The 20,388-nt window shown below is 40.5% G+C and carries 19 protein-coding genes; 9 read left to right on the top strand and 10 right to left on the bottom strand.

Features of this window, described 5'->3' with window-relative positions:
- Positions 1-13: 13 nt before the first annotated feature.
- Positions 14-616 (bottom strand): TerD family protein, encoded by a 603-nt coding sequence (locus tag C6Y06_RS13875; protein ID WP_034664249.1) that lies wholly within the window; start codon positions 614-616, stop codon positions 14-16.
- Between the two features lie 436 nt (positions 617-1,052).
- Between C6Y06_RS13875 and C6Y06_RS13870 the strand changes: the two genes are divergently transcribed.
- Positions 1,053-2,045 carry an LLM class flavin-dependent oxidoreductase gene (locus C6Y06_RS13870; protein WP_106037064.1) on the top strand — a complete coding sequence of 331 codons (993 nt, stop codon included), beginning with the start codon at positions 1,053-1,055 and terminating at the stop codon, positions 2,043-2,045.
- Between the two features lie 210 nt (positions 2,046-2,255).
- Positions 2,256-3,296: an acyltransferase family protein gene (locus C6Y06_RS13865; RefSeq protein ID WP_106037063.1), complete on the top strand. Its 1,041-nt coding sequence runs from the start codon at positions 2,256-2,258 to the stop codon at positions 3,294-3,296.
- Positions 3,297-3,316: 20 nt separating this feature from the next.
- Here the strand turns inward: C6Y06_RS13865 and C6Y06_RS13860 are convergent, their stop codons facing one another.
- Both C6Y06_RS13860 and C6Y06_RS13855 read right to left on the bottom strand, forming a co-directional pair.
- On the bottom strand, positions 3,317-4,096 hold the full coding sequence (locus tag C6Y06_RS13860) for a glucose 1-dehydrogenase (protein WP_106037062.1): 780 nt from the start codon (positions 4,094-4,096) through the stop codon (positions 3,317-3,319).
- Between the two features lie 119 nt (positions 4,097-4,215).
- Positions 4,216-4,644 carry a cell wall hydrolase gene (locus C6Y06_RS13855; RefSeq protein ID WP_034664257.1) on the bottom strand — a complete coding sequence of 143 codons (429 nt, stop codon included), beginning with the start codon at positions 4,642-4,644 and terminating at the stop codon, positions 4,216-4,218.
- A gap of 538 nt (positions 4,645-5,182) precedes the next feature.
- Here C6Y06_RS13855 and C6Y06_RS13850 point away from each other — a divergent pair.
- On the top strand, positions 5,183-6,241 hold the full coding sequence (locus tag C6Y06_RS13850; protein WP_060595473.1) for a DUF4352 domain-containing protein: 1,059 nt from the start codon (positions 5,183-5,185) through the stop codon (positions 6,239-6,241).
- A gap of 84 nt (positions 6,242-6,325) precedes the next feature.
- On the opposite strand, the gene C6Y06_RS13845 is transcribed toward C6Y06_RS13850, so the two are convergent.
- Positions 6,326-6,661, bottom strand: coding sequence for a hypothetical protein (locus C6Y06_RS13845; protein WP_060595472.1), 336 nt, complete (start codon positions 6,659-6,661; stop codon positions 6,326-6,328).
- A gap of 375 nt (positions 6,662-7,036) precedes the next feature.
- On the opposite strand from C6Y06_RS13845, the gene C6Y06_RS13840 reads away from it, so the two are divergent.
- A complete protein-coding gene (locus tag C6Y06_RS13840) occupies positions 7,037-7,588 on the top strand; it encodes a hypothetical protein (RefSeq protein WP_106037061.1) in 552 nt (183 codons plus the stop codon).
- Between the two features lie 56 nt (positions 7,589-7,644).
- Here C6Y06_RS13840 and C6Y06_RS13835 read toward each other — a convergent pair whose 3' ends face one another.
- Together C6Y06_RS13835 and C6Y06_RS13830 are read right to left on the bottom strand one after the other, a co-directional pair.
- A complete protein-coding gene (locus tag C6Y06_RS13835) occupies positions 7,645-8,820 on the bottom strand; it encodes an ABC transporter permease (RefSeq protein WP_060595471.1) in 1,176 nt (391 codons plus the stop codon).
- Positions 8,820-9,560, bottom strand: a complete 741-nt coding sequence (locus tag C6Y06_RS13830) for an ATP-binding cassette domain-containing protein (protein WP_024427223.1) — start codon at positions 9,558-9,560, stop codon at positions 8,820-8,822. The genes C6Y06_RS13835 and C6Y06_RS13830 overlap by 1 nt, the downstream gene beginning before the upstream one ends.
- Positions 9,561-9,721: 161 nt before the next feature.
- Here C6Y06_RS13830 and C6Y06_RS13825 point away from each other — a divergent pair, with 161 nt between their 5' ends.
- Both C6Y06_RS13825 and C6Y06_RS13820 read left to right on the top strand, forming a co-directional pair.
- Positions 9,722-10,423, top strand: coding sequence for a LytR/AlgR family response regulator transcription factor (locus C6Y06_RS13825; RefSeq protein ID WP_060595470.1), 702 nt, complete (start codon positions 9,722-9,724; stop codon positions 10,421-10,423).
- 11 nt (positions 10,424-10,434) lie between these two features.
- Entirely contained in the window at positions 10,435-11,400 is a 966-nt protein-coding gene (locus C6Y06_RS13820; RefSeq protein ID WP_066031373.1) for a sensor histidine kinase, read from the top strand.
- 31 nt (positions 11,401-11,431) lie between these two features.
- On the opposite strand, the gene C6Y06_RS13815 is transcribed toward C6Y06_RS13820, so the two are convergent.
- Positions 11,432-12,361: an aldo/keto reductase gene (locus C6Y06_RS13815; RefSeq protein ID WP_106037060.1), complete on the bottom strand. Its 930-nt coding sequence runs from the start codon at positions 12,359-12,361 to the stop codon at positions 11,432-11,434.
- Between the two features lie 455 nt (positions 12,362-12,816).
- Here C6Y06_RS13815 and C6Y06_RS13810 point away from each other — a divergent pair, with 455 nt between their 5' ends.
- Positions 12,817-13,857, top strand: coding sequence for a DUF4352 domain-containing protein (locus C6Y06_RS13810; RefSeq protein ID WP_066031374.1), 1,041 nt, complete (start codon positions 12,817-12,819; stop codon positions 13,855-13,857).
- A gap of 53 nt (positions 13,858-13,910) precedes the next feature.
- On the opposite strand, the gene C6Y06_RS13805 is transcribed toward C6Y06_RS13810, so the two are convergent.
- The 3 genes from C6Y06_RS13805 to C6Y06_RS13795 form a co-directional block, all read right to left on the bottom strand.
- A complete protein-coding gene (locus tag C6Y06_RS13805; RefSeq protein ID WP_106037059.1) occupies positions 13,911-14,996 on the bottom strand; it encodes an SEC-C metal-binding domain-containing protein in 1,086 nt (361 codons plus the stop codon).
- A 191-nt stretch (positions 14,997-15,187) separates the two neighbouring features.
- Complete coding sequence (locus C6Y06_RS13800) at positions 15,188-16,129, bottom strand: response regulator (RefSeq protein WP_106037058.1); 942 nt, start codon at positions 16,127-16,129, stop codon at positions 15,188-15,190.
- A 4-nt stretch (positions 16,130-16,133) separates the two neighbouring features.
- Positions 16,134-17,420, bottom strand: coding sequence for an ATP-binding protein (locus C6Y06_RS13795; protein ID WP_106037057.1), 1,287 nt, complete (start codon positions 17,418-17,420; stop codon positions 16,134-16,136).
- 518 nt (positions 17,421-17,938) lie between these two features.
- Between C6Y06_RS13795 and C6Y06_RS13790 the strand changes: the two genes are divergently transcribed.
- Together C6Y06_RS13790 and C6Y06_RS13785 are read left to right on the top strand one after the other, a co-directional pair.
- Positions 17,939-18,919, top strand: a complete 981-nt coding sequence (locus C6Y06_RS13790) for a glutaminase (RefSeq protein WP_008342152.1) — start codon at positions 17,939-17,941, stop codon at positions 18,917-18,919.
- Between the two features lie 31 nt (positions 18,920-18,950).
- The gene (locus C6Y06_RS13785) at positions 18,951-20,366 is read left to right on the top strand and encodes an alanine/glycine:cation symporter family protein (protein WP_060595463.1); all 1,416 of its coding nucleotides are present in this window, start codon (positions 18,951-18,953) and stop codon (positions 20,364-20,366) included.
- Positions 20,367-20,388: the final 22 nt, after the last annotated feature.

The following is a 20,388-nucleotide window of genomic DNA, read 5'->3' as shown; positions in this document are numbered from 1 at the left end:
CTCTCCCTTCTGATTAAATATAGTTTCTCGTAATATCGGCAAGCTTCGCATCATTTGTACCGTTTCCAACAGCCGCAAACTTCCAATCATTCTCATGACGATAAAGCTCTCCAACGATTAACGATGTTTTCCCTGCATACTCATCTTTTAAATTATATTTCACTAATTCTTGATTGTTTGAACGATCCACGATGCGAATGTACGCATTTTGAATCATACCAAAATGTTGATTTCTTCTTAGTGCATCATAGATGTTCACAACAAACACCAATTTATTCACATTGCCTGGCACCTTGCTCAAGTTGACGAGGACTTGTTCATCATCTCCGTCTCCTTCACCAGTTAGGTTGTCACCTGTATGCTCGACACTGCCGCATTTGCTTTTCAAGTTGCCAAAATAAATCAAATCTTTATTTTCCGTAAACTTATCATTTTTCAGCATGAGAACTGAAGCATCACAATCAACATCAGCGCCGCCTCCGCCGCCAAACAGCTTTCCTAAAAATCCGCCGCCTTGTGATACAGGGTCCCAGCCAAGTCCAACAAGAATATTCGTTAGCCCTGCTTTGCCTTTTGTTAAATCAATACGTTGACCTTTTTCTAATGTAATCGCCAAATCAATCACTCCTCCAGCATAATAAAAATCTATTTATTAAGCGATGGACCCTATTAAAATTATCATACATGAAAATTCGACAAAATTCATGATATGACATTGGAGCCTCTTACTCTTTTTTCTATTTACTAGTATATACGATCTATGTTCAAGATAGGTTTCAAACAGATGATATTTTTTTAACGAAAGATCCATGTTGAAAATGGTTCATGTCGTAAATGAAGTGTTTCATGTGAAACATTGTCGAATGTTCCCGGTAAGCAGCTCTAGCTGAATGAACGAAGTGTAGGCATCATTTCACGTTGGTTTTATATGTTGATATAGAAAATATAAAAGCTTGCGATCGAGAGATAAACCCTTTCGTTTCCTTCTATTCATGGATTTCTTTATACTTGAGATGAAGAACATTGACCGTGTCGATGAAAGGATGTTGATGATGCCATCACTTCACATATTAGATCAAGTCGCTATTCCTAAAGGTCAGACAGCCCAAGAGACATTGATTCACACAACGCAGCTGGCTCAGCTTGCGGAAACTCTTGGGTATGAGCGTTATTGGTTTGCTGAACACCACAGCACAAGAGGGCTCGCTAGTACAGCACCTGAAATATTAATGGCTCATATTGCCGCTCATACATCAACCTTACGTACCGGGTCTGGCGGCATTTTACTTCCGCAGTACAGCCCTTTTAAAGTAGCAGAGGTCACGCGGCAGCTTGAGGCCCTTTATCCTGGACGAATTGAAATCGGTGTCGGCAAATCTCCGGGCGGGATTGAAAGGACGAGACTGGCTTTGACGGACGGCGTGCATAAAGACCTGTCTCAGTTTGACCGCCAGCTGAAGGATCTTCTATTTTACTTATCAGACAGCCTGCCTTCTGGGCACCCGCATGCAGGAGTCAAAGCTTCTCCGCTTGTTGATGCTCATCCGCCGGTTTGGCTGCTTGGGCTAGGAGAAAATAGTGCCATGCAGGCGGCGGAGCTTGGGATCAACTATATTTTTGGTCATTTTATCCACCCTGCACGCGGCAAGCAAGCATTTGAGACGTACCGGTCTCACTTTTCTCCATCTGTCTTTTCCGGGCAGCCGCACGCTATGTTTGCTGTTTTTGTCATCTGTGGTGAAACAGATGAAGAGGCCGACCAGATCGCCAGCAGTACAGATTTATGGCTGCTGCGTGTTGAAAAAGGACTGGACAGCCGCGTACCTTCTATAGAAGAAGCCAGTTCCTATCACTACACCACGCAGGAAAAGAAAAAAGTGTTACAAAACCGCCAGCGGATGATTGTTGGCTCAAAGGCAACGGTGAAAGACCAATTACTTAGCTTGATGGACCGCTATCAAACGGATGACATCATGATTCTAAACAATTCCTTTGATCCGATCGAAAAACAGCGCTCCTTCAAACGAATCGCAGAATTATTTTGAAGCCAATCCCCTTGGCTTCTTTTTATCATTGTCATAGAAAATGGGAAATGTAACATCAAGATGTCAAAATCCTTCCGTCTGTCATCTGATCGCAAATGTGTCTTCTAATCGTTAGCGAACTGTAAACGCATAAGGGGTGTACCTTTTATATAGTAGAGGTACATATTCAAAGAATCGTTTACGACGCTAGAAGGAAGGAGATGACAGGCCATGAAAAAGAGACTCGATTGGGTCGATGCGGCTAAAGGAATCGGCATTCTGCTCGTGGTCATGGCGCATGTGCCCATTCCAGATTCTTTAAAGCAATTCATTTACTCTTTTCATATGCCGCTTTTCTTTTTACTATCAGGCATGATGTTTCGATCATCCTCACACCCTGCTCTGTCATTTATTCAGAAGAAAACCAAGAGCTTACTCTTACCCTATCTCTATTTCTCCATCATTACGTATGTTTTCTGGTTCTCCGTTACTCGTTTTTTTGCCTTTAAGGGACAAACGGATATTGACCCTTTCGTTCCGTTTACAGGTATTTTTATATCCAATGCAGATGAAGCTAGACTCACGCATAACCCAGCCATCTGGTTTTTAACGACGCTCTTTTTAGTGGAAATTATATTTTTCTTTATGCACCGTCTGACAAAAGGGAAACCTGCTGTCCTGATCTTACTGACCGTTTTTTGCGGAGGTGCTGGATATGTCTCTACATTGCTTTTAGACCAAAGTCTTCCTTGGAATGCCAATGTCGCCTTGACGGCTGTTGTGTTTTATTCAATTGGATTTTTGGCAAAGCAATGGTTTGTGGAATTAAAAACAGATCCAACCCTTCTTCTATGTACAGGTCTGCTTGTACTGACGGCTTACATGCAAAGCTTGAATTCACGGATCGATATGCGCGTTAACGACTATGGCGATCTCTTTCTTTTCTATGCATGTGCACTGCTCGGTTCAGCTGCCGTGATTTATTTAAGCTTTAAATTCAAAACGTCCCCAATTTTGACGTATCTCGGACGAAATTCTATTGTTATTCTTGTCTTGCAGTTTGCCGGCATCGATATCATGAAAGCATTTGTTTATTATGGACTTGGTATCAATATTGCGGATACAGCGCAGCTCTCTTGGACACTCTTTTATACAATCGGGACTTTGCTGCTTATGGTGCCGTGTATCTCCTTCCTGAGCAAGTATCCGATGCTGCTCGGCAAACCAGCCAAAACAGCACACCGCTACGAACAAAAAACATCCGCCGGCTGATCGGGCGGATGCTTTTTGTATTAATCATTGATTTGAGAAGGATAAAGCGTCATTCCTCCATCCACAAATAAGGTGGTGCCTGTGATATACGAAGCTTCCTTAGATACGAGGAATGCAGCGGCGGACCCAATCTCCTTCGGTTCGCCAAAGGCTCTCATCGGAATCTTTTCAAGCTGCTTTTGTTTTTTCTGTTCATCCTGCAAATCATCATTCGATTCGGTTCCCATTGTACCTGGTGCAATCGCATTGATCCGAATCCCTGCTTCCGCATAATCAAGAGCCAGCGTCTTCGTCATCATATTCATTCCACCTTTGGAAGTGGAATAGTGAACATTGAACGGGCGCGGTATTTCCTGATGGACACTGGATATATTTAAAATGGACCCTTTGATGTCATGCTCCATCATATAGGCGATCGCAGCCTTTGCTCCTAAAAAGGCGCCTGTGATATTGACATCAATGACTTTTTGCCATTGTTCAAGCGTCATCTCATGCGGCATCGCTTCTTCGCCATTAAAGCCTGAATTATTAACGAACACATCTACTGTACCGAAATGCTCCAGTGCTGTATCCATGATGGCTTGAATTCCTTCCTCTTTGGAGACATCTGCGTGTACTTTCACCGCTTGACCTCCGCGCTGCTGAATAGCTTGTACCGTTTCTTCAGCACCCTCTTCATCGCCTTTATAGTTCACAACCACATTCATTTGCTCTAGTCCAAATCGTAATGCGATGGCTTGTCCGATTCCTTTTGAAGAACCTGTGACAATGGCTGTTTTTCCTTTTAAATCTTGATACATCTTCATTTCCCCCAATCACGTGCTTCATCTTGTTGATACACAATGGTTACCCATTTTGAAAAAAAGAAAAACACAACCCTCTGCAATCGTTGACTAAGAGGATTGTGCTGTTCATCAAGCTAAAAGGTGTTATAGACATTTTCACATGTTTCACCGGTTGGCTGATAAAAGCAATGCGACTTATACCTTGCCACAAACGGCTGATTGTACCAAGTCGGTGGACAATTTCCAGGCGGTTTAAAATACCAAAGGCTGAATTTTGCCGGCCAAAATCGTTCTCCGTTAATATTCCTCCGCGCTAGTGCTTTTTCCGTTTCTCGTGCTCGCTGATAAAAATAACCATGCGTGACCGCTTCAAATGCATGCTCCTGATAAATCATTTGTGGAATCGTACGCAGCCCTTTAAAGTCAGAGCAGTTGGCACGCAACCGGTTGATGCCTACATTTCCTACGAGCAGCATCCCTTGCTTCCCTTCACCTTCTGCCTCCGCTCTCAGCAGTCTGGCCATTAGATCAATATCAGAGCTTGTCGCTCTTACCACTGCCATACATCCACCTCCATTTCGTTTCTCTTTTATTTTATGTGGTCTTTCTGTCTAGATGACTGCCATTTTGACGGGAAAAGACACATTCAGTGTCGAGAGCCTGTCTAAACACCTCAACATTTTGCTGGACATGTGTCTCTCTGCCAACAACACACAAACCAAGTGATCATACACATAACAGGAAAAAATATTCATTACTATAGACTCATTTACAAGTGATAAAAATCCTTCTAATTGCTACACCTTCGTCAAAAACAGTCATTTGAACCTATTCAATAATCCGACTCAAAACCTTAAAATATAAAATGTTGAGTTTTTACAGGAGATATCAAATAATAAATTACAAGTTTCTCCTCTCAACTTAGTGTCATTTTTACTACTTGAAGCTGTGCGACCTTTGAAACGCACTGAAGTATTGACAGTACTTTCGCTTCATTCTACAGTAAAAAACATACAGTATTTTTCTTTTTGTGCAAAAAGAACGATATGAACTAAAGCTTTCCAATGAAATTCATCATAAACCCGAGGAGGAAAACACGTCATGTTTAAAAAGAAATTATCCCTGTTTCTTCTGATCTTGTGTGTCACTGTTGTCGCTGCTGCTTGTAGTGGTGGAAAAGAAAAGTCAGCTGCAAAGGAAAAAGATACAAAATCCCTTGATGCAGCAGAGGTAAAGGTAGAAAGTGCTGAATACACATTACCACCTCAATACGATACATCTGTACAGGATGATCAGTATGTATTAAAAGTGAACGTATCTGTAAAAAATATCAGCAAAGAGCCTCTCAATGTTGATAAAAGCAACTTTACGCTTTACCAAGATGACGCACAGGTGTCTACGATTTCTCCAGATGACTACAACGAAGTATTATCTTCAAGCTCTCTAAATGCAGACAAAGTATCAAAAGGCGGTCTTTTCTTTGTTGTTGATAAAGACAAAGACTATCAGCTTGTATACACAGAGCCAGGCACTGGTTCTAAAAAAGATGACAAAACACTAGAGTTTGATATTAAAGGGAAAGACTTAATGAAAAAAGCAGATACACTTCAAGCATCTGCAAAAGCCCTTTCTTCTTATATTGATGTGATGATTTTTGGTAAGAATAACGACGAGTTCGAAAAACTAACAGGTGATAACAAATCAACCGTTGTCAACGAATTTAATAAATCATTCAAACAAGGCTACATCACGTCATCAGGTATTTCTTCTAGTTCAGCGAAAGATGAAAACCTTGATAAGCTGCTAAAAGCTGTGAAAGAAACATTAGCTGAAAAATCAAAAGTTTCAACAAAAACAAAATCAATCAGCGGTGATAAAGCCGTCGTGACTGTGACTCTCACACCAATTGACGCAAGCCCGCTTGTTGATCGTTTAAAAGAAAAAGCGACTGAGTTCTACAGCAAAAACCGCACAGCCTCTTATGATGAAGCACAAAAATATTTACTCTCAATCTACCCAGAAGAGTTCAAAAAATTAGGACCTTCATCTTCTGAAGAAACAGTAGAAGTCAACATGAAGAAAAATGACATCGACCAATGGAAACTTGATTTGAACGATTACAAAACAAGCTCATTAGTTGAAAAGTTCATCAAGAACTAATGAAAAACCCCCGATGCCGGGGGTTTTTTGTTTGATCCCTATATTTAGTTCCGAATTGCAGCCAAGAAAGTAAGATACGGTCTATTATGAAGGATTTTCTTTTACAGCTTCATACTCTTTTATCACCTCAACCGGATCAACCGCATCCTCCTCTTGTGCGTATTCCTCTACATAAGGGTCCATTAATTTCTCAAACTTTTGCTCATCATCTACTAAAGCAACATACGTTTCATATCCTTCAAAATCAGATGGATATAAATGTGCAACGGAACTACCCGTTTCTAATGCCTCATCTATCGCTTTTCTTAATTCCAATAACCCTTTCCTGTTTCCCAAAATAAACGCTTCAAAATGGTGTGTTTGTTGAGCATATATATTACATAACTCTAGCACATCATCATCATCTGTTTGATAAGACATACACCAATCACCTCTTTAATTAAATTAGGATCATAATGTCATTTCGCCTTCTATTATGCCATTTCTTTTGTCCGATCGTGAACCTCTTTTATATGAATCTCTGGATATAAAAAAACTTGCAGAAAAAATCTACAAGTTTTTAGCTTTTTTATTTCGCAAGCATTCACTTTTCTTTCATAAACAAACTTCTCACGCTGCCAAACATCAATTACTTACATAGTACGTGAATATTAAGAATGGGATAGCAAAGTAATACGTATCTAGCTGCGTAGCTCCTGCTCTCATGGTATTATTATCACTGGCATCCCTATAAAAGAACTCCAAAAGCTCATTCATTCTACGGAGGTCCTGTTAAATAATTAATAGAGGTGAATCATGTATAATTACGAAAAGCTATATAAACAGTATTTATATAAAAAAGATCAATTGATTTTTACTAAAGAACGAGTTGCTGAGATGATAACGTCTAAATTTAAAGCTAGAGAATTTTCAAAAACAAAAATTTTAGATTTAGTAAATGATGATCACTTTGAGTATAATAAGATATATAAATGTTTTGTCATAGATGATCCAAGTATATTGATTCAATTGTTTTCAAATGAGGAAAAAAAGAATCATCGTGAAGAAATACTTGATAATCGTGAACATCCCTTAAACCCCAAGAGAGTCAAAGAATGGGAGTATAATCACTTATTGCTTGATGAACAAGAAGGTAGAAGAATTGATATCATTTTAGAAAGTAAAGATGGATTATATATTTCAGAATCTCAAGTAAGAGCTAGCTGCGAAAAGCTTGATAGGTATTTAAATGCTTTAATTGTAGGTGCAATTATTGAAAATGAGTTAGAAGAATATCCAGTTGATATTCATAACGAGTATTTTCAATTTTATTTAGAGAACTTGGATCAATTCGGTTTCTTAAACTAAAACATACGGTGATCGGCATTCACTTGAAAACGCCCTCTATCATAGAGGGCGTTTCTTTATTTTGCAAGCATCCACTTTTCTTTCATAAACAAGCTTCTCACGATGACAAACAAGATGACGACTGCGAGGGCTGAGGAGCCGAGTGTCAGAGTGATGGACATCGGATCGATGATGCCAAACATCAATTGCTTACACAATGCATGAATATTAAGGAATGGGACAGCAAAGTAGTACGTATCTAGCTGCGTAGCACCTGCTCTCATGGTAAAGAACATTGGGATCACACCTAATGTAATGATCATGGACATGTACGATTGCGCTTCTTTCACTGAGCTTGAAACGACACTGAGCAGCAGTTCAATCATCGATACCATGAATGAGAAGATGATAAGCGCCGCAAACATGACGGCGATAATGCTCCACATTTGATCACCAAAGTTCAGTGCTTGTTTTAGCTTTTCTGTAAAGAGCAGCGTGGATAAAAGCAGCATGCCGATCGCCACAATTCCACTTAAAATCCCGAACATGGAGACAGCAAGCCATTTTCCTATGAGAATATGAAGTCTGCTGGCAGGTGTCAGGAACAACGCTTCAATGGATTTCCGGTCTTTTTCACCCGCTACAATATCAAGCGCAGCTGGCAAAGCTCCTGAGATAACGGAGGTCACCAAAATCATCGGAAGGAGAATCGACAAAAGCATAGCGGTCATTCCATTTTCCCCTTCATCGCCTTCTTCTACATCAACGGCCTGCACCTGAAATGGATGAATAACAGATGTATTGATTTGATCAGCGGCTAAACGCTTTTCTACGATTTGGTTTTGATACTGCTCCAGTAAGGATTGCAGCATTTGAACCGCGATGACCGAATCATCATCTGTTGTGTACCCATGAATTTTAATCGCAAATGATTTTTGATGCTGAAGCATGTCGTCAGCCTCTTTCGGCATTTCCAGGTAAGCATTCGCCTTCCCTTCTTTGACAGCTTGCTGCGGGTCATCAAATGTTTCAAGCGTGAGGTTTTTGACCTCTTTGATCATTTGATTCATTTCAGTTGGAAGCTTTTCATTGATTGCGACCGTATAGGTTTCATCCCCTGGATCTGCAATCATGCTTTCATAAAAGAACACCAGTCCAAGCATCGTCAAAAGAGGAATCAGCACTGTTAAGAGTAAGGTTTTTCTGTCCCTTAGCGCATCTGTCATTTCTTTTAAAAATACGGTTTTCCACATTATGAAATCCCCCTAGCGAGCTTCGACATAAAGATATAGTTCAAGTCATCACTTTGTTCCTGTGTATATAATTCTGGAAGTGTCCCTTTGTACACAAGCTCTCCTTGATGAATCATCATGACACTGTCACAAAGCTGGCTGACTTCTTCCATGATGTGGCTTGAAAAAAGGATGGTTTTATTTTGCTGCTTGAGCTGATGAATAAAGTCTCTGAAAATATTACTTGATGTGATATCCAAGCCTGTTGTCGGCTCATCAAATAAGATAATGTCAGGATCATGAATCAAGGTTCTGGCAATTGCCACCTTTTGTTTCATTCCTCTTGAGAATCCTTTCACCTTGCGATCCATATATTGTCTCATCCCAAAACGCTTTGCCAGATCCTCTATTCTTGCTTTGATTTCATGCTGGTCTAAGCCATATAATTTGCCAAAGTATTCAAGATTTTCTCGTGCCGTCAAACGATCGTAAAGCCCCGTCTCACCGCCAAACAAAACACCAATTCGCTTTTTCACTTCAGTTGCTTCTTTCACCGTATCAAAGCCTGCGACAGTGACTGTTCCGTGCGTAGGCTCTAATAATGTGGCTACGGCGCGCAATAATGTGGTTTTTCCTGCACCATTTTCTCCTAAGATGCCAACGACTTCCCCTTCCTTCACGGAGAACGTCATGTGTTTCATTGCTTTCACGACTTTTTTCTTATCTTTAAACCAGCAGCTGCAATCGCTGAGAGTAATCATTTGGTTCGCCCCTTTCAACTTTCTAAGTCTATGATAGAAAAAATAACGCTTCCCTGACATAAAAATGTCGCGAAACGTCCTTTTTCTGTCTTGAAATGATCTATTTTAAAAAAACAAATGGTAAAATAGACAAATAATAAGAAGAGTCACAGGTGATTTTTATGATAAAAGTAGGTCTCGTTGATGATTACCGAGTAGATTTAGAAAAGCTGCATGCCATTGTGGGCAGAATGGAGGCTGTGGACATTGTCTTTGTCACGCAGTCAGCAGAGGATGCATACGAGAAGGTCAAACAGGGAGACATTGACCTGTTGTTCGCAGACATTGAAATGCCCGGAATGTCCGGTTATGAATTAGCGGATCTCATTCACTCTCACGCACTGAATGTCGATGTTGTATTTGTGACAGGAAACAGCGGATATGCGGTCCATGCGTTTGATTTAAATGTTCATGATTATATTATGAAGCCCTATCAAGCCGATCGAATTGCCAAATCCTTAGATCGCTATCTGTCCACCAAGCAGGAGAAAAGCATTCATGGACGGCTTCTCATTAAGCAGCAGTCAGATATTCATGTGCTGCAAAAGAAGGATGTCATTTTTGTTGAGCGAACAGGACGGTCAACCACCATTGTCACAACAACAGGAGATATCCAGACATATCAGACATTAAACGAGTTAAAAGGCGATCTGGCTGAAAGAGATTTTATCCGCTCCCACCGATCGTTTATCATCAATATTCATTACATTAAGAACTTCTCGGCGTATGCCAAAAATTCGTTTATCGTGTCTTTTGAAGGTACGGATAAAAAAGCCATGATGACCAAGCAGCAATTAGAATACTTTAAGAAATACTATTTTTAAGGAGAACGAACGTGAACGCTTTCTATCTTGGATTCCGCATGTATGCTCTCATATGGCTAGGTCTTGCATTTCATGCAGCTGTTGAAGCTTTTCTGCCGCTATCATCTGGGGTGCTGTGGCTCCTCACCTTTTGTGTGATTTGTCTTTATACATTCTTCATGTACAAAAGGTTTTTGCCTCATGTGAGTGGTTATGTGATGCTGGGCGCTTTTGTGCTCTTCACCTGTGCAGGTCTTTCCCTTTTTCTGACGCAAGGAAATGGGCTGAGCTCTCTTTTGGCTTTTATAATCATCATGACAGCAGATATCCTTTCATTGAAGATGATGCAGACGGAGAGACGGTTAAATGGACGGCTTCAAGAGCTGATCAACGCAGAATCAAGAACCAATGAATTGCTGCTTGAGCTGCGCAGTAAACATCATGAAACAGCTAGACATTTAAATGCCTTTTCCGCGTCTAACGACGAACATGAGATCAAGGATTTGATTCAGCAATACGTGAAACATTTCCCATGGATTAAAGGAGAAAATGCTTATTTGGCCTCAACCCTGCACTCCTTTTTTGAGCGGGCTGAAAAAGAGGACATTGCCCTTTCACTAGACCTTCAAGCACCTTTTTCATCGCTTCCGTTTTCTAAGGCGGATCAGGTTAGTTTTACTGGCAACCTGCTTGATAATGCCCTAGATGCGGCGATTGAAGCGAAGCAAGCCGGGAACGAGGGAAGCATCTCAATCACGACCTCTATTCGGAGCGGGCTCTTTTTAATCCATTGTGAGAACAGCACAAAAGGAATGGAAAAACACGTGTTAGACCATTTGTTCAAAACCTATGGGCGCTCGACAAAAGGCGGCGATCATCAAGGAATGGGGACGTATATCATTCATCAGCTTGTTGAAAAGGCAGACGGTAAACTTGATTTCACTTACCGTTCTCCAAATTTGCGGCTCGTCATCAAAATTCCCCTTACGATGTCATAAAAAAAAGGTGCAGCTGAGCACCTTTTTTATGTTAAGAGAAAATGTGGTCAATTTGATTGATTTCCTCTTTTGTTAATTGAACATCGTTTGTTTTTAGGTTTTGCAGAACTTGCTCAGCTCGTTTTGCACCTGGAATGATGGCGTCGATGCCGTCCTGCGCTAAAAGCCAAGCCAGTGCGACGTGTGCCGTTTCAGCGTTCTTTGATTGTGCAATTTCCTTCAGCTTGTCTACTTTTTCGAGGTTTTGCAGGAACGCCTCGCCTTGGAAAAGCGGGTCTTTTGCTCGAATATCATCAAATGTCGCATCCTTCGTAAATTTCCCAGTCAACAGGCCTGACGCCAACGGGAAATAAGGAATAAAGGAAATACGATGCTCGACACAGTATGGGAGAAGATCCTGCTCTGCCTCACGTTTCAGCAGAGAATACTCCGACTGAAGCACGTCTAAGTAGCCATCTCGATTAAAGGCTTGAAGTTGTTCAAAATCAAGGTTTGATGCACCAATTGCCCTGATTTTTCCTTCATCCTTCAATTCCTTTAATGTGCCTGCTACTTCTTCCAGCGGCGTCCGGCCGTCCGGGAAATGCATATAGTATAAATCAATATAATCTGTTTGCAGTCGTTTCAGGCTATTTTCGACCTGCTCTCTTAAAAAGTCCCGGCTGTTATCCAGTTCAATTTGTCCGTTTACTTCTTTATGAGCCCCCTTTGTCGCAAGGACAAGGTTTTCTCTGCCGCCTCTTTTGGCAATGATCTCACCGATCAATTCCTCTGAACGGCCCAGCCCATAAATAAAAGCAGAATCTAAGAAATTGACACCTTGATCAAGAGCCGTCTCCACAAGCTCTCGTCCGGCATCTTCACTCAGGTTCGGGAACAAATTATGTCCACCTACCGCATTCGTACCAAGCCCTATCGGATTCACCTGTAAATCAGTTCGTCCAAGCGTTACCTTTTTCAAAAGCTCATCTCCCTTATCTGCTTAATCATCCTTATTTTCCCATGAATCCTTTTCAACATTCAAGTATCCTGCTCTCTGAAAATTAACATAGCAGGTAGATGCTGAAAAAATGAAGGGACGTATAGTCATCTCTCTAAAAGCATTAACACCTTCACTTCAAGATTTTTACCTAAAAAACATTTAAAACCCATGATAAATCTATAAATTAATTCTTATTAACTAGTATATTAGACTTACAAAATTCCTTTTATTAAAGATGTTTGTGTAAATTTCTTTCAAAGATAGGGATTAAAACCTATTCCTCATCATGATTGAATTTCGATAGAATGAATAGTGCAAATCGTCATAAGGAGATTTTCCCCTTTAACACCCGAATATACCATTCTATCTGTTTCTTTTTTCATAGTCAGATAGCGGGAATGAAATGACGAAAGAAAAGCAAAGGAGCATCAACTGTGAATCTAAAAAAAATAAGTGCACTCCTCATGATTTCATTCGTGATGATCATCTCTGCAGCCTGCCAGAGCTCAGCCAAATCAAGCAACGCTGATCAAAAATCAACAAAAACAGCAGAGGTAAAAGTCAATAGCTACGAATATACGTTACCAGAAGACTCAACAACTACGCTAAGAGACAATGAATTGGTGCTAAAAGTCAACCTGACGATCACAAACAAAGGTGACAAAGCCCTTTCATTATATAACTCTGACTTCTCCCTTTATCAGGACGATGCCAAAGTATCTGATTTAAAATTCTACGGCAGTAAAGACCGCCTTGACCTCGGTTCATTGAACAAAGGCAAATCACAATCAGGTGCTCTTTATTTCCTAGTAGACAAAGGGAAAAAATATCAGTTCGTGTACCAAGACAGCATCAAGAAAAACAGTGATTCGATCGAAATCAACCTAGATGGAAACAAAATACTGGATACAGCGAAAAAGCTGGATAACCCTGCAAAGGCGCTATCCGCTTATACCGATATGATTGTCTTTGACAAAAAGAACGATCAATTTGCCGATTTAACAGGTGACAACCAATCGGATGTCGTCAATAAATACCACGAAATGTTTGTCAAAGACTTCAAAAGAAGTGCCGGAATGTACGGAAATGAAGTAAGTGACCGTGATATTCTGTCTATGTATAAACGCATTCAAAACACCATGAAGGATAAAGCCAAAGTAGAAACAAGTGTGAAAACCATCTCTGATGACGAGGCGAAGGTTGTCGCTCAAGTAACAGGCATTGATGCTTCTAACTTAAAAGACAAGCTAGACAAGCAAAGAGACGAGTTTTACAACGGCAAGATCCGCTCTAAAGAAGAATTGTATAAGAAAAGCTTAGACATGTACGCGTCTGAATTCGAGAAGCTTCCCCCAGTCTCCAGCCCAGCTGAATACGAAGTGAAAATGAAACGTAATGGGGATGGTCAGTGGAAAATTGACCTCAACGATTATAATACATCGCAGTACATGAGCGGTTTTATTAAAACAAGATAAGCATCAACAAAAAAGACGCTGGCCCATGAAGGTGCCGCGTCTTTTCTATTATGCTATACAGTCGCCTCTTGCTCTTCTTTCACCGCTTTTTCAATATCTTTAAAACGGCTCGATACAGTAGACGCACTAATGCCATACTTTTTCGCTATTTGCGCTTGAGAAAGCGGGGCATCGCTTGCAAGTGAATGAATGTAATATTCGATTCCCGCAGCAAATGATGCTGCTTTACGGATCACAGGTGATTTCTGATCACAATAGGCTTTCCATACAGTTAAAGCGCCATCTGTCAGGCTTTGATCACCGTGTTCCTTCATTCCGTCTTCAATCAGCTTAGCTGTTTCCAGCTGAACGTCACTTGCCCAGTCCATACGATCTGCTGATAGACCAGTATCGCCTTCTGTTTGAGCAGATGTTTCTGATTCTTCTACTTCTTGCTTCGCAAACATGCACTTCAGCACGTCAGGGAATGATTCTCTCATAAATGTACTGCGTGCCCCTCCATTTGCCTCATATGCTTCAACAAGCTGACGAACCTGAAGAAGAAGCGTATCTGTAAACTCTTTCGCAAACATCGTATATTGAATGAAAAACTCTGCTTTTTCTTCAAATTGAACAGGGAATCCAAGCACGAGACTTCCTTTTTCAGGCAAGACTGTTTGATCCGGTTTTACATCTACTTCAACCTTCTCAGCTGTCACCATATTCTCAAAGTAAAGAGACTCGTCCGTTTTTTCATTTAATAAAAGCAAAGATGGTTCCATGTTTGTCCATGATTGAACCACTTGTTTTGTTTTCGGACGGGTAATATCCTCTGCTTTCTTTGTCAGAAATTCTTGGAAGATGGTTTCTTTCTGATCCGTTAATGGACGGAAGAAAATGCCCCATACACTCAAATGGAAAACTGAAATTTGTTGCGTTTCTTTATCCATATCTGCAAGGAAAGAAAACTCATTAATGAATTGATTGATGGCTCTTTGATGCTTAGAGAAAGCATAATTCATTAAATCCATTTGAACTTGTACAGCTTCCTTAAACACAAGCTCAGACGTTTGTTCTCCGCCTGACTTTTGACCACAGCAATGTTTATATTTTTTTCCGCTTCCGCATGGGCAGAGCGCATTTCGTTTAATTTTTCCCAAAATAAAACCTCCGACATTCTAGTCTAACCTCACTATTTTAACAAACGATTGCACAGGAGAGTTTTATTTTCAAGAAAAAAGAAAAATCAGAATGATCAGTTAAATAACAAAGATACATAAAGATCACGACAGATCATAGGAATAGCGGTCTTTTTCTGTTTATTTTCTCCAATCATTCCAACAGATTTTCTTCAGCTCATTCCCTCAAATAACTGCTTTGCTTCAAAATAAAAGATTTGAACAAACTTCTTCGTATTGACTCTGCCCGTCGATCCTGCGGATGAAGAGGTCTTCTGCATCTCTTTCATTCTTTGGCTGACATCGGTAAAGTCAAAAAACTTCGACGCATAGTGCTCAAATTTAGGATTCGAAAAATCTGTTAATCCTAGTGAAGCAAAATGATTCAAGGAATGGTGAATAGCTCGTCTAATCCGCTGCTCTGCCGCTTTCACTTCCCTCATCACTTCTACATCGGTTGCTCCATGATCCAGCTTCCTCTCCGCTGTTTTGATAAAGAGCTGCTTTAGCGGCGGGAAATTGACCTCATGAGAATTGGCTGACTGTGTTTCATGTAAGTAGATCAGGATCTCTAGTAAATCCTTAGAACCGCTCTCTCCGACAATTCCTAGTTCGGATAAGAGAAATTCCCCTGCCTCTTTCATCGTCCTTTTTTTCGCCCCAGCACCCGTCGTATCATAAGAAATTACAGGCTCTAACGGCAGCACATGGCGAAGGGAAGCTTGAATATCATATATCGATTTCTCCAGCTTAATACGCTCCATGACTTTTCGAATCACACTGACGATCTCAATTCGATTGACAGGTTTATGAATATAATATTCGATCCCTAATTCATAGGCTTCTGCCATCATCTCTTTCGCCTCTACTTGGGAAATCATCATGATTTTACCTTTGAATTCAGGGTGAATATGACGAATCGTTTGAATGCCGTCTCTAGCAGGCATTAAAAGGTCAATCAGAAGGATGTCTACTTTTTTTAGGTTCAATGAATGGGCTTCTAATCCAACTCCGTCATCGGCTTCATCTACGACTTCTCCCAAATCTTCATCCTCAATGATTTGACCTAAAATCGAGCGTATTGCACGATCATCATCTGCAATGAAAAATCGCATACACTCACCCTCTCTGTATTAAATTTTGTATAGGAAGGATTAGCTGAAAAGCTGTTCCCTTTGTTTCTCTTTGTTCGATTTTAATTTGACCGCCAAGCTCTTTAACCAGCTCTTTCACATAGGATAAGCCAATCCCAGTTGATGGTGTTCCATATGCATCAAATTTAGAAGTATAGCCTGGATCAAATACTATTTCTCTCATTTTTTCAGGAATCCCCGGGCCATCATCTTCAATCCGAATCTCTATTTTATCATGACTTCCTTTCAATACGAGTGAGATCATTCCAGTATCCTTTATGGCTTCAACCGCATTTGCCATTAAATTATTAATGAGCGATAAAAAAATGAACACATGATAATCATGCAAATGAATGCCCCTTATATCAGATATAAAGGAGATGTTTTTCCCTAGAGAGAGCGCATACTTTTCTTGAATGCGGAGTACAATTTGAACGAGTTCTTCTGCCTTCATATAGTCTTGCATATTTTCCTTAGAAATTAGCTTCGAAAGCCCAGCATATATACGCTGATTATCCTTTTTCACTTCATGGATTTCTCCTGCAAGCTTCAATAGCTCCTGACTCACTTTCTTGCCTGCTTCGTGTTCATGCAAGAGACGATAAAGCCTGTATGATTCTTGCGTAATGTGCTCTGTATGTTTTAACGTTTTCTTTAAATGAACCGTTTCTTCGTATAAATTTGAAATGACCATCATCATATGCTCATTTTGTTTCATGATTTGCTTCTCTCTTGATTGTGCCTCATATAGCTTCATCATATTAAAAAAGCTGATTACGACAAAGCTGTGAGCAAACGCAATGAGAAACATATCACTCAGCTTTGATAGCGTCATCGTCGTATCAAACACTAAAAATTGTACAAAGAGCTCAACAAAATCAGCCACTAATTCAATCATGAGACCAATGATGCCAATAAAAATAGAGCGCTGTTTAAAACGTCCCGTACGGACGGCAAAAAACAGGAAAGCATATGTAAAATAGAAGAAGAAACTTGGGAATTGCTGATAAAATGATGCAGCGAGATCAGCATGATGCTGAATCAGATCTAAGCCTACTCGAAAAAGCACAATGGCTGCGCCTGTTAAAAACCCAGGCAAAAACGGTCTAGATTTCCTTAAGAGTAATAAACAAAAGAAAAACGCAGGTGCGCCAAAGCTGATCCGGAACGTCTCATTCACAGGATAAAACTTCAGTTCTCCTGCAAGCGGCACAATAACCACCATAAAAATTAAAATGAATGCGTCTTTTTTGACAAGCTGGTTTAAACTCAAATGACTGACATCCCTTCCCCTTTTTGCATAGCCACAGTATACAAGGAGACTCTTTTCTTCACAATGTGCAAAAAAATAATTTTCACAGCTCCTTCTTTCCCCAAAATCCTTTTTTATGACTATTCTCCGAGGCGGCATGGTGACCTTTCAGCTATTCAGCATTTTGGAGATTGTCTACAATAATGGGAATTGTTTAGACAATAAGCGACAAACCGATTTTTTATTTGTAAGTTTTTCTGTAGATTTTCGTCAGATTGTGTAGTTTCCAAGATAAATTGAATGAACAATTTTAGTGAAACTATATGTAAGCGTTTTCTGAATTTTCACTAAAAACCCTTTTTGTTTTTTCGCCGCCAAAGCCTTCAATTGAACATATATTTAGGTGTAAAGGAGTGGTACAAGCAGCGCATGACAAGTTCTTTGAAGATGTGTAACATGTTTTCGTGCCTATTTGATCGCATTTTTTGTCATCCGCCAATTCAATAGGGTACTTTTTGATTTTTGATTGGAGGAATCGTATGAAAACAGCAATTTCTAATAATACACAACACGCATGCCAGTCTTCTGTTGATCAATGGGCAGAAGAAATACGTCCGTATTACAAAAACGGGCAGAATGCTGGCTACATTCCAGCACTCGGAAAAGTGAATTCCTCTCAACTTGGTATCAGCGTGATAGGCCCAGATGGATCATCTGTACGATATGGTGATTGGGACGTTCCCTTTACCCTGCAAAGTATCTCAAAAGTCATCAGCTTTATAGCTGCCTGTTTAGGAAGAGGCGTTCCTTACGTCTTGGATCGGGTAGATGTAGAGCCAACTGGTGATGCATTTAATTCCATCTACCGCCTTGAGATGCATAAACCGGGGAAGCCCTTTAATCCAATGATTAATGCTGGAGCTATTACCGTATCCTCCATCCTTCCCGGAAAGACTTCTACAGAAAAGCTAGCATATATTTTCGATTTAATCGAAAACTTAATAGGAAAGCGTCCATCTGTTAATGAAGAGGTTTATCAATCAGAATGGGCAACTGCGCACCGCAACCGTGCTCTTGCTTATTACTTAAAAGAAACCAATTACTTAGAATCAGATGTCGAGGACACATTAGAAGTGTATTTAAAGCAATGTTCCATCGAGGTCACAACTGAGGACATCGCCTTGATTGGACTAATTATTTCAAGTGATGGCTACCATCCCTTTAAACAAGTCCAAGTCATCCCAAAAGATATCGCAAGACTAACAAAGGCATTGATGCTGACATGCGGCATGTATAATGCATCAGGTAATTTTGCTGCTTTCGTAGGCGTACCAGCCAAAAGTGGTGTGTCTGGAGGAATTATGGCTTGCGTTCCGCCAAGCGCAAGAAGAGAATTCCCGTTTCAGACAGGCTGTGGAATCGGTATTTATGGTCCCGCCATTGACGATTGTGGAAATAGTATTACCGGTGTCATGATGCTGAAAAAGCTCGCCAAAGAGTGGGATCTCAGTATTTTTTAAAGAAATAGGATGAATTAGAAGAGGTGATGTTATGAATGGTTTATTAACAACAACAAATGGTTTTCTATGGTCATATATTATTGTTGCACTATTAATTCTTGTCGGCCTTTATTTCACATTCAGGTCTCGTTTCCTTCAAGTGCGTATGCTTAAGGAAATGGTGATCGTTCTGAAAGAAGGAACAAATAAACAAAAATCTGGCGTATCACCATTCCAAGCCTTTGCTATTAGTATGGCGGCTCGGGTTGGAACTGGGAACATTACTGGGATTGCGATCGCAATTGCCATGGGTGGTCCTGGCGCTATTTTTTGGATGTGGATCCTAGCCATTATCGGTTCCGCGTCAAGCTTTGTTGAAAGTACGCTTGCCCAAGTGTATAAAGTAAAAGATGCATCAGGCTTTCGCGGTGGTCCCGCTTACTATATTGAAAGAGGCTTAAAGAAACGCTGGATGGGGATTTTGTTTGCTGTATTAATCACCATTTCTTTCGGTATTGTCTTTAATGCTGTACAGTCGAACACCATTACCATTGCTTTTGAAAATTCATTTGGCACAAATCGTTTGGTCGTAGGCGTCATTATGGCTATTGGATTTAGTATCATCATTTTCGGCGGGGTCAAAACGATTGCCAAGATGGCAGAATACATTGTGGTCTTCTTAGCTGTCGCATATATTGGTATTGCTCTTTTTGTCATGATTACAAACATTACTGAACTGCCTGGTGTTGTCCATACTATTATTTCACATGCATTCGGTATTGAGCAGTTTGCAGGTGGTACGATGGGTGCCGTCATTATGGAAGGAATCAAACGGGGTCTATTCTCAAACGAAGCAGGGATGGGTAGCGCACCAAACGCTGCTGCAGCTGCCGTGACGAGCCACCCTGTGAAGCAAGGACTGATTCAAGCATTTGGTGTCTTAATTGATACCCTGATTATTTGTACAAGTACTGCCTTTATCGTCCTTTTCTCAAGTGCATATAAAACGACAAAATTAACAGGTATTGAGCTCACTCAAGCATCTTTGAGTGAACACATCGGTCCTTGGGCTTCTGGTGTTCTTGCCATTATGGTTTTCTTATTTGCGTTTAGTACGCTGATCGGGAATTATTACTATGGGGAAACGAACATTGAGTTCCTTAAATCAAGCAAAGCATGGTTGATTGGATACCGTATTGCGGTAATTGTCATGGTTTTATTCGGTGCTGTAGCAAGTGTTCCTTTTGTTTGGAATCTTGCCGACCTGTTTATGGGGTTAATGGTCATCGTCAACCTCATTGCCATTACCATGCTGTCTAAAGTCGCCTTTGCAGCATTAAAGGATTATTCACGGCAGAAAAAAGAGGGGAAAGATCCAGTCTTTTATAAAAATGCCGTTCCAAACAATGAGAACATTGAATGCTGGGACGACGAACCTGCTTCGTTGAAAAAGAATCATATCGGATAAATCACAAAAGCTCTGGTCGTCT

Source organism: Bacillus sp. MZGC1 (genome assembly GCF_002998605.1).
In the GTDB taxonomy this organism is placed as follows: domain Bacteria; phylum Bacillota; class Bacilli; order Bacillales; family Bacillaceae; genus Bacillus.
Note: the sequence above shows the minus strand (reverse complement) of the source record. Positions and strands in the feature narration are given on the sequence as shown.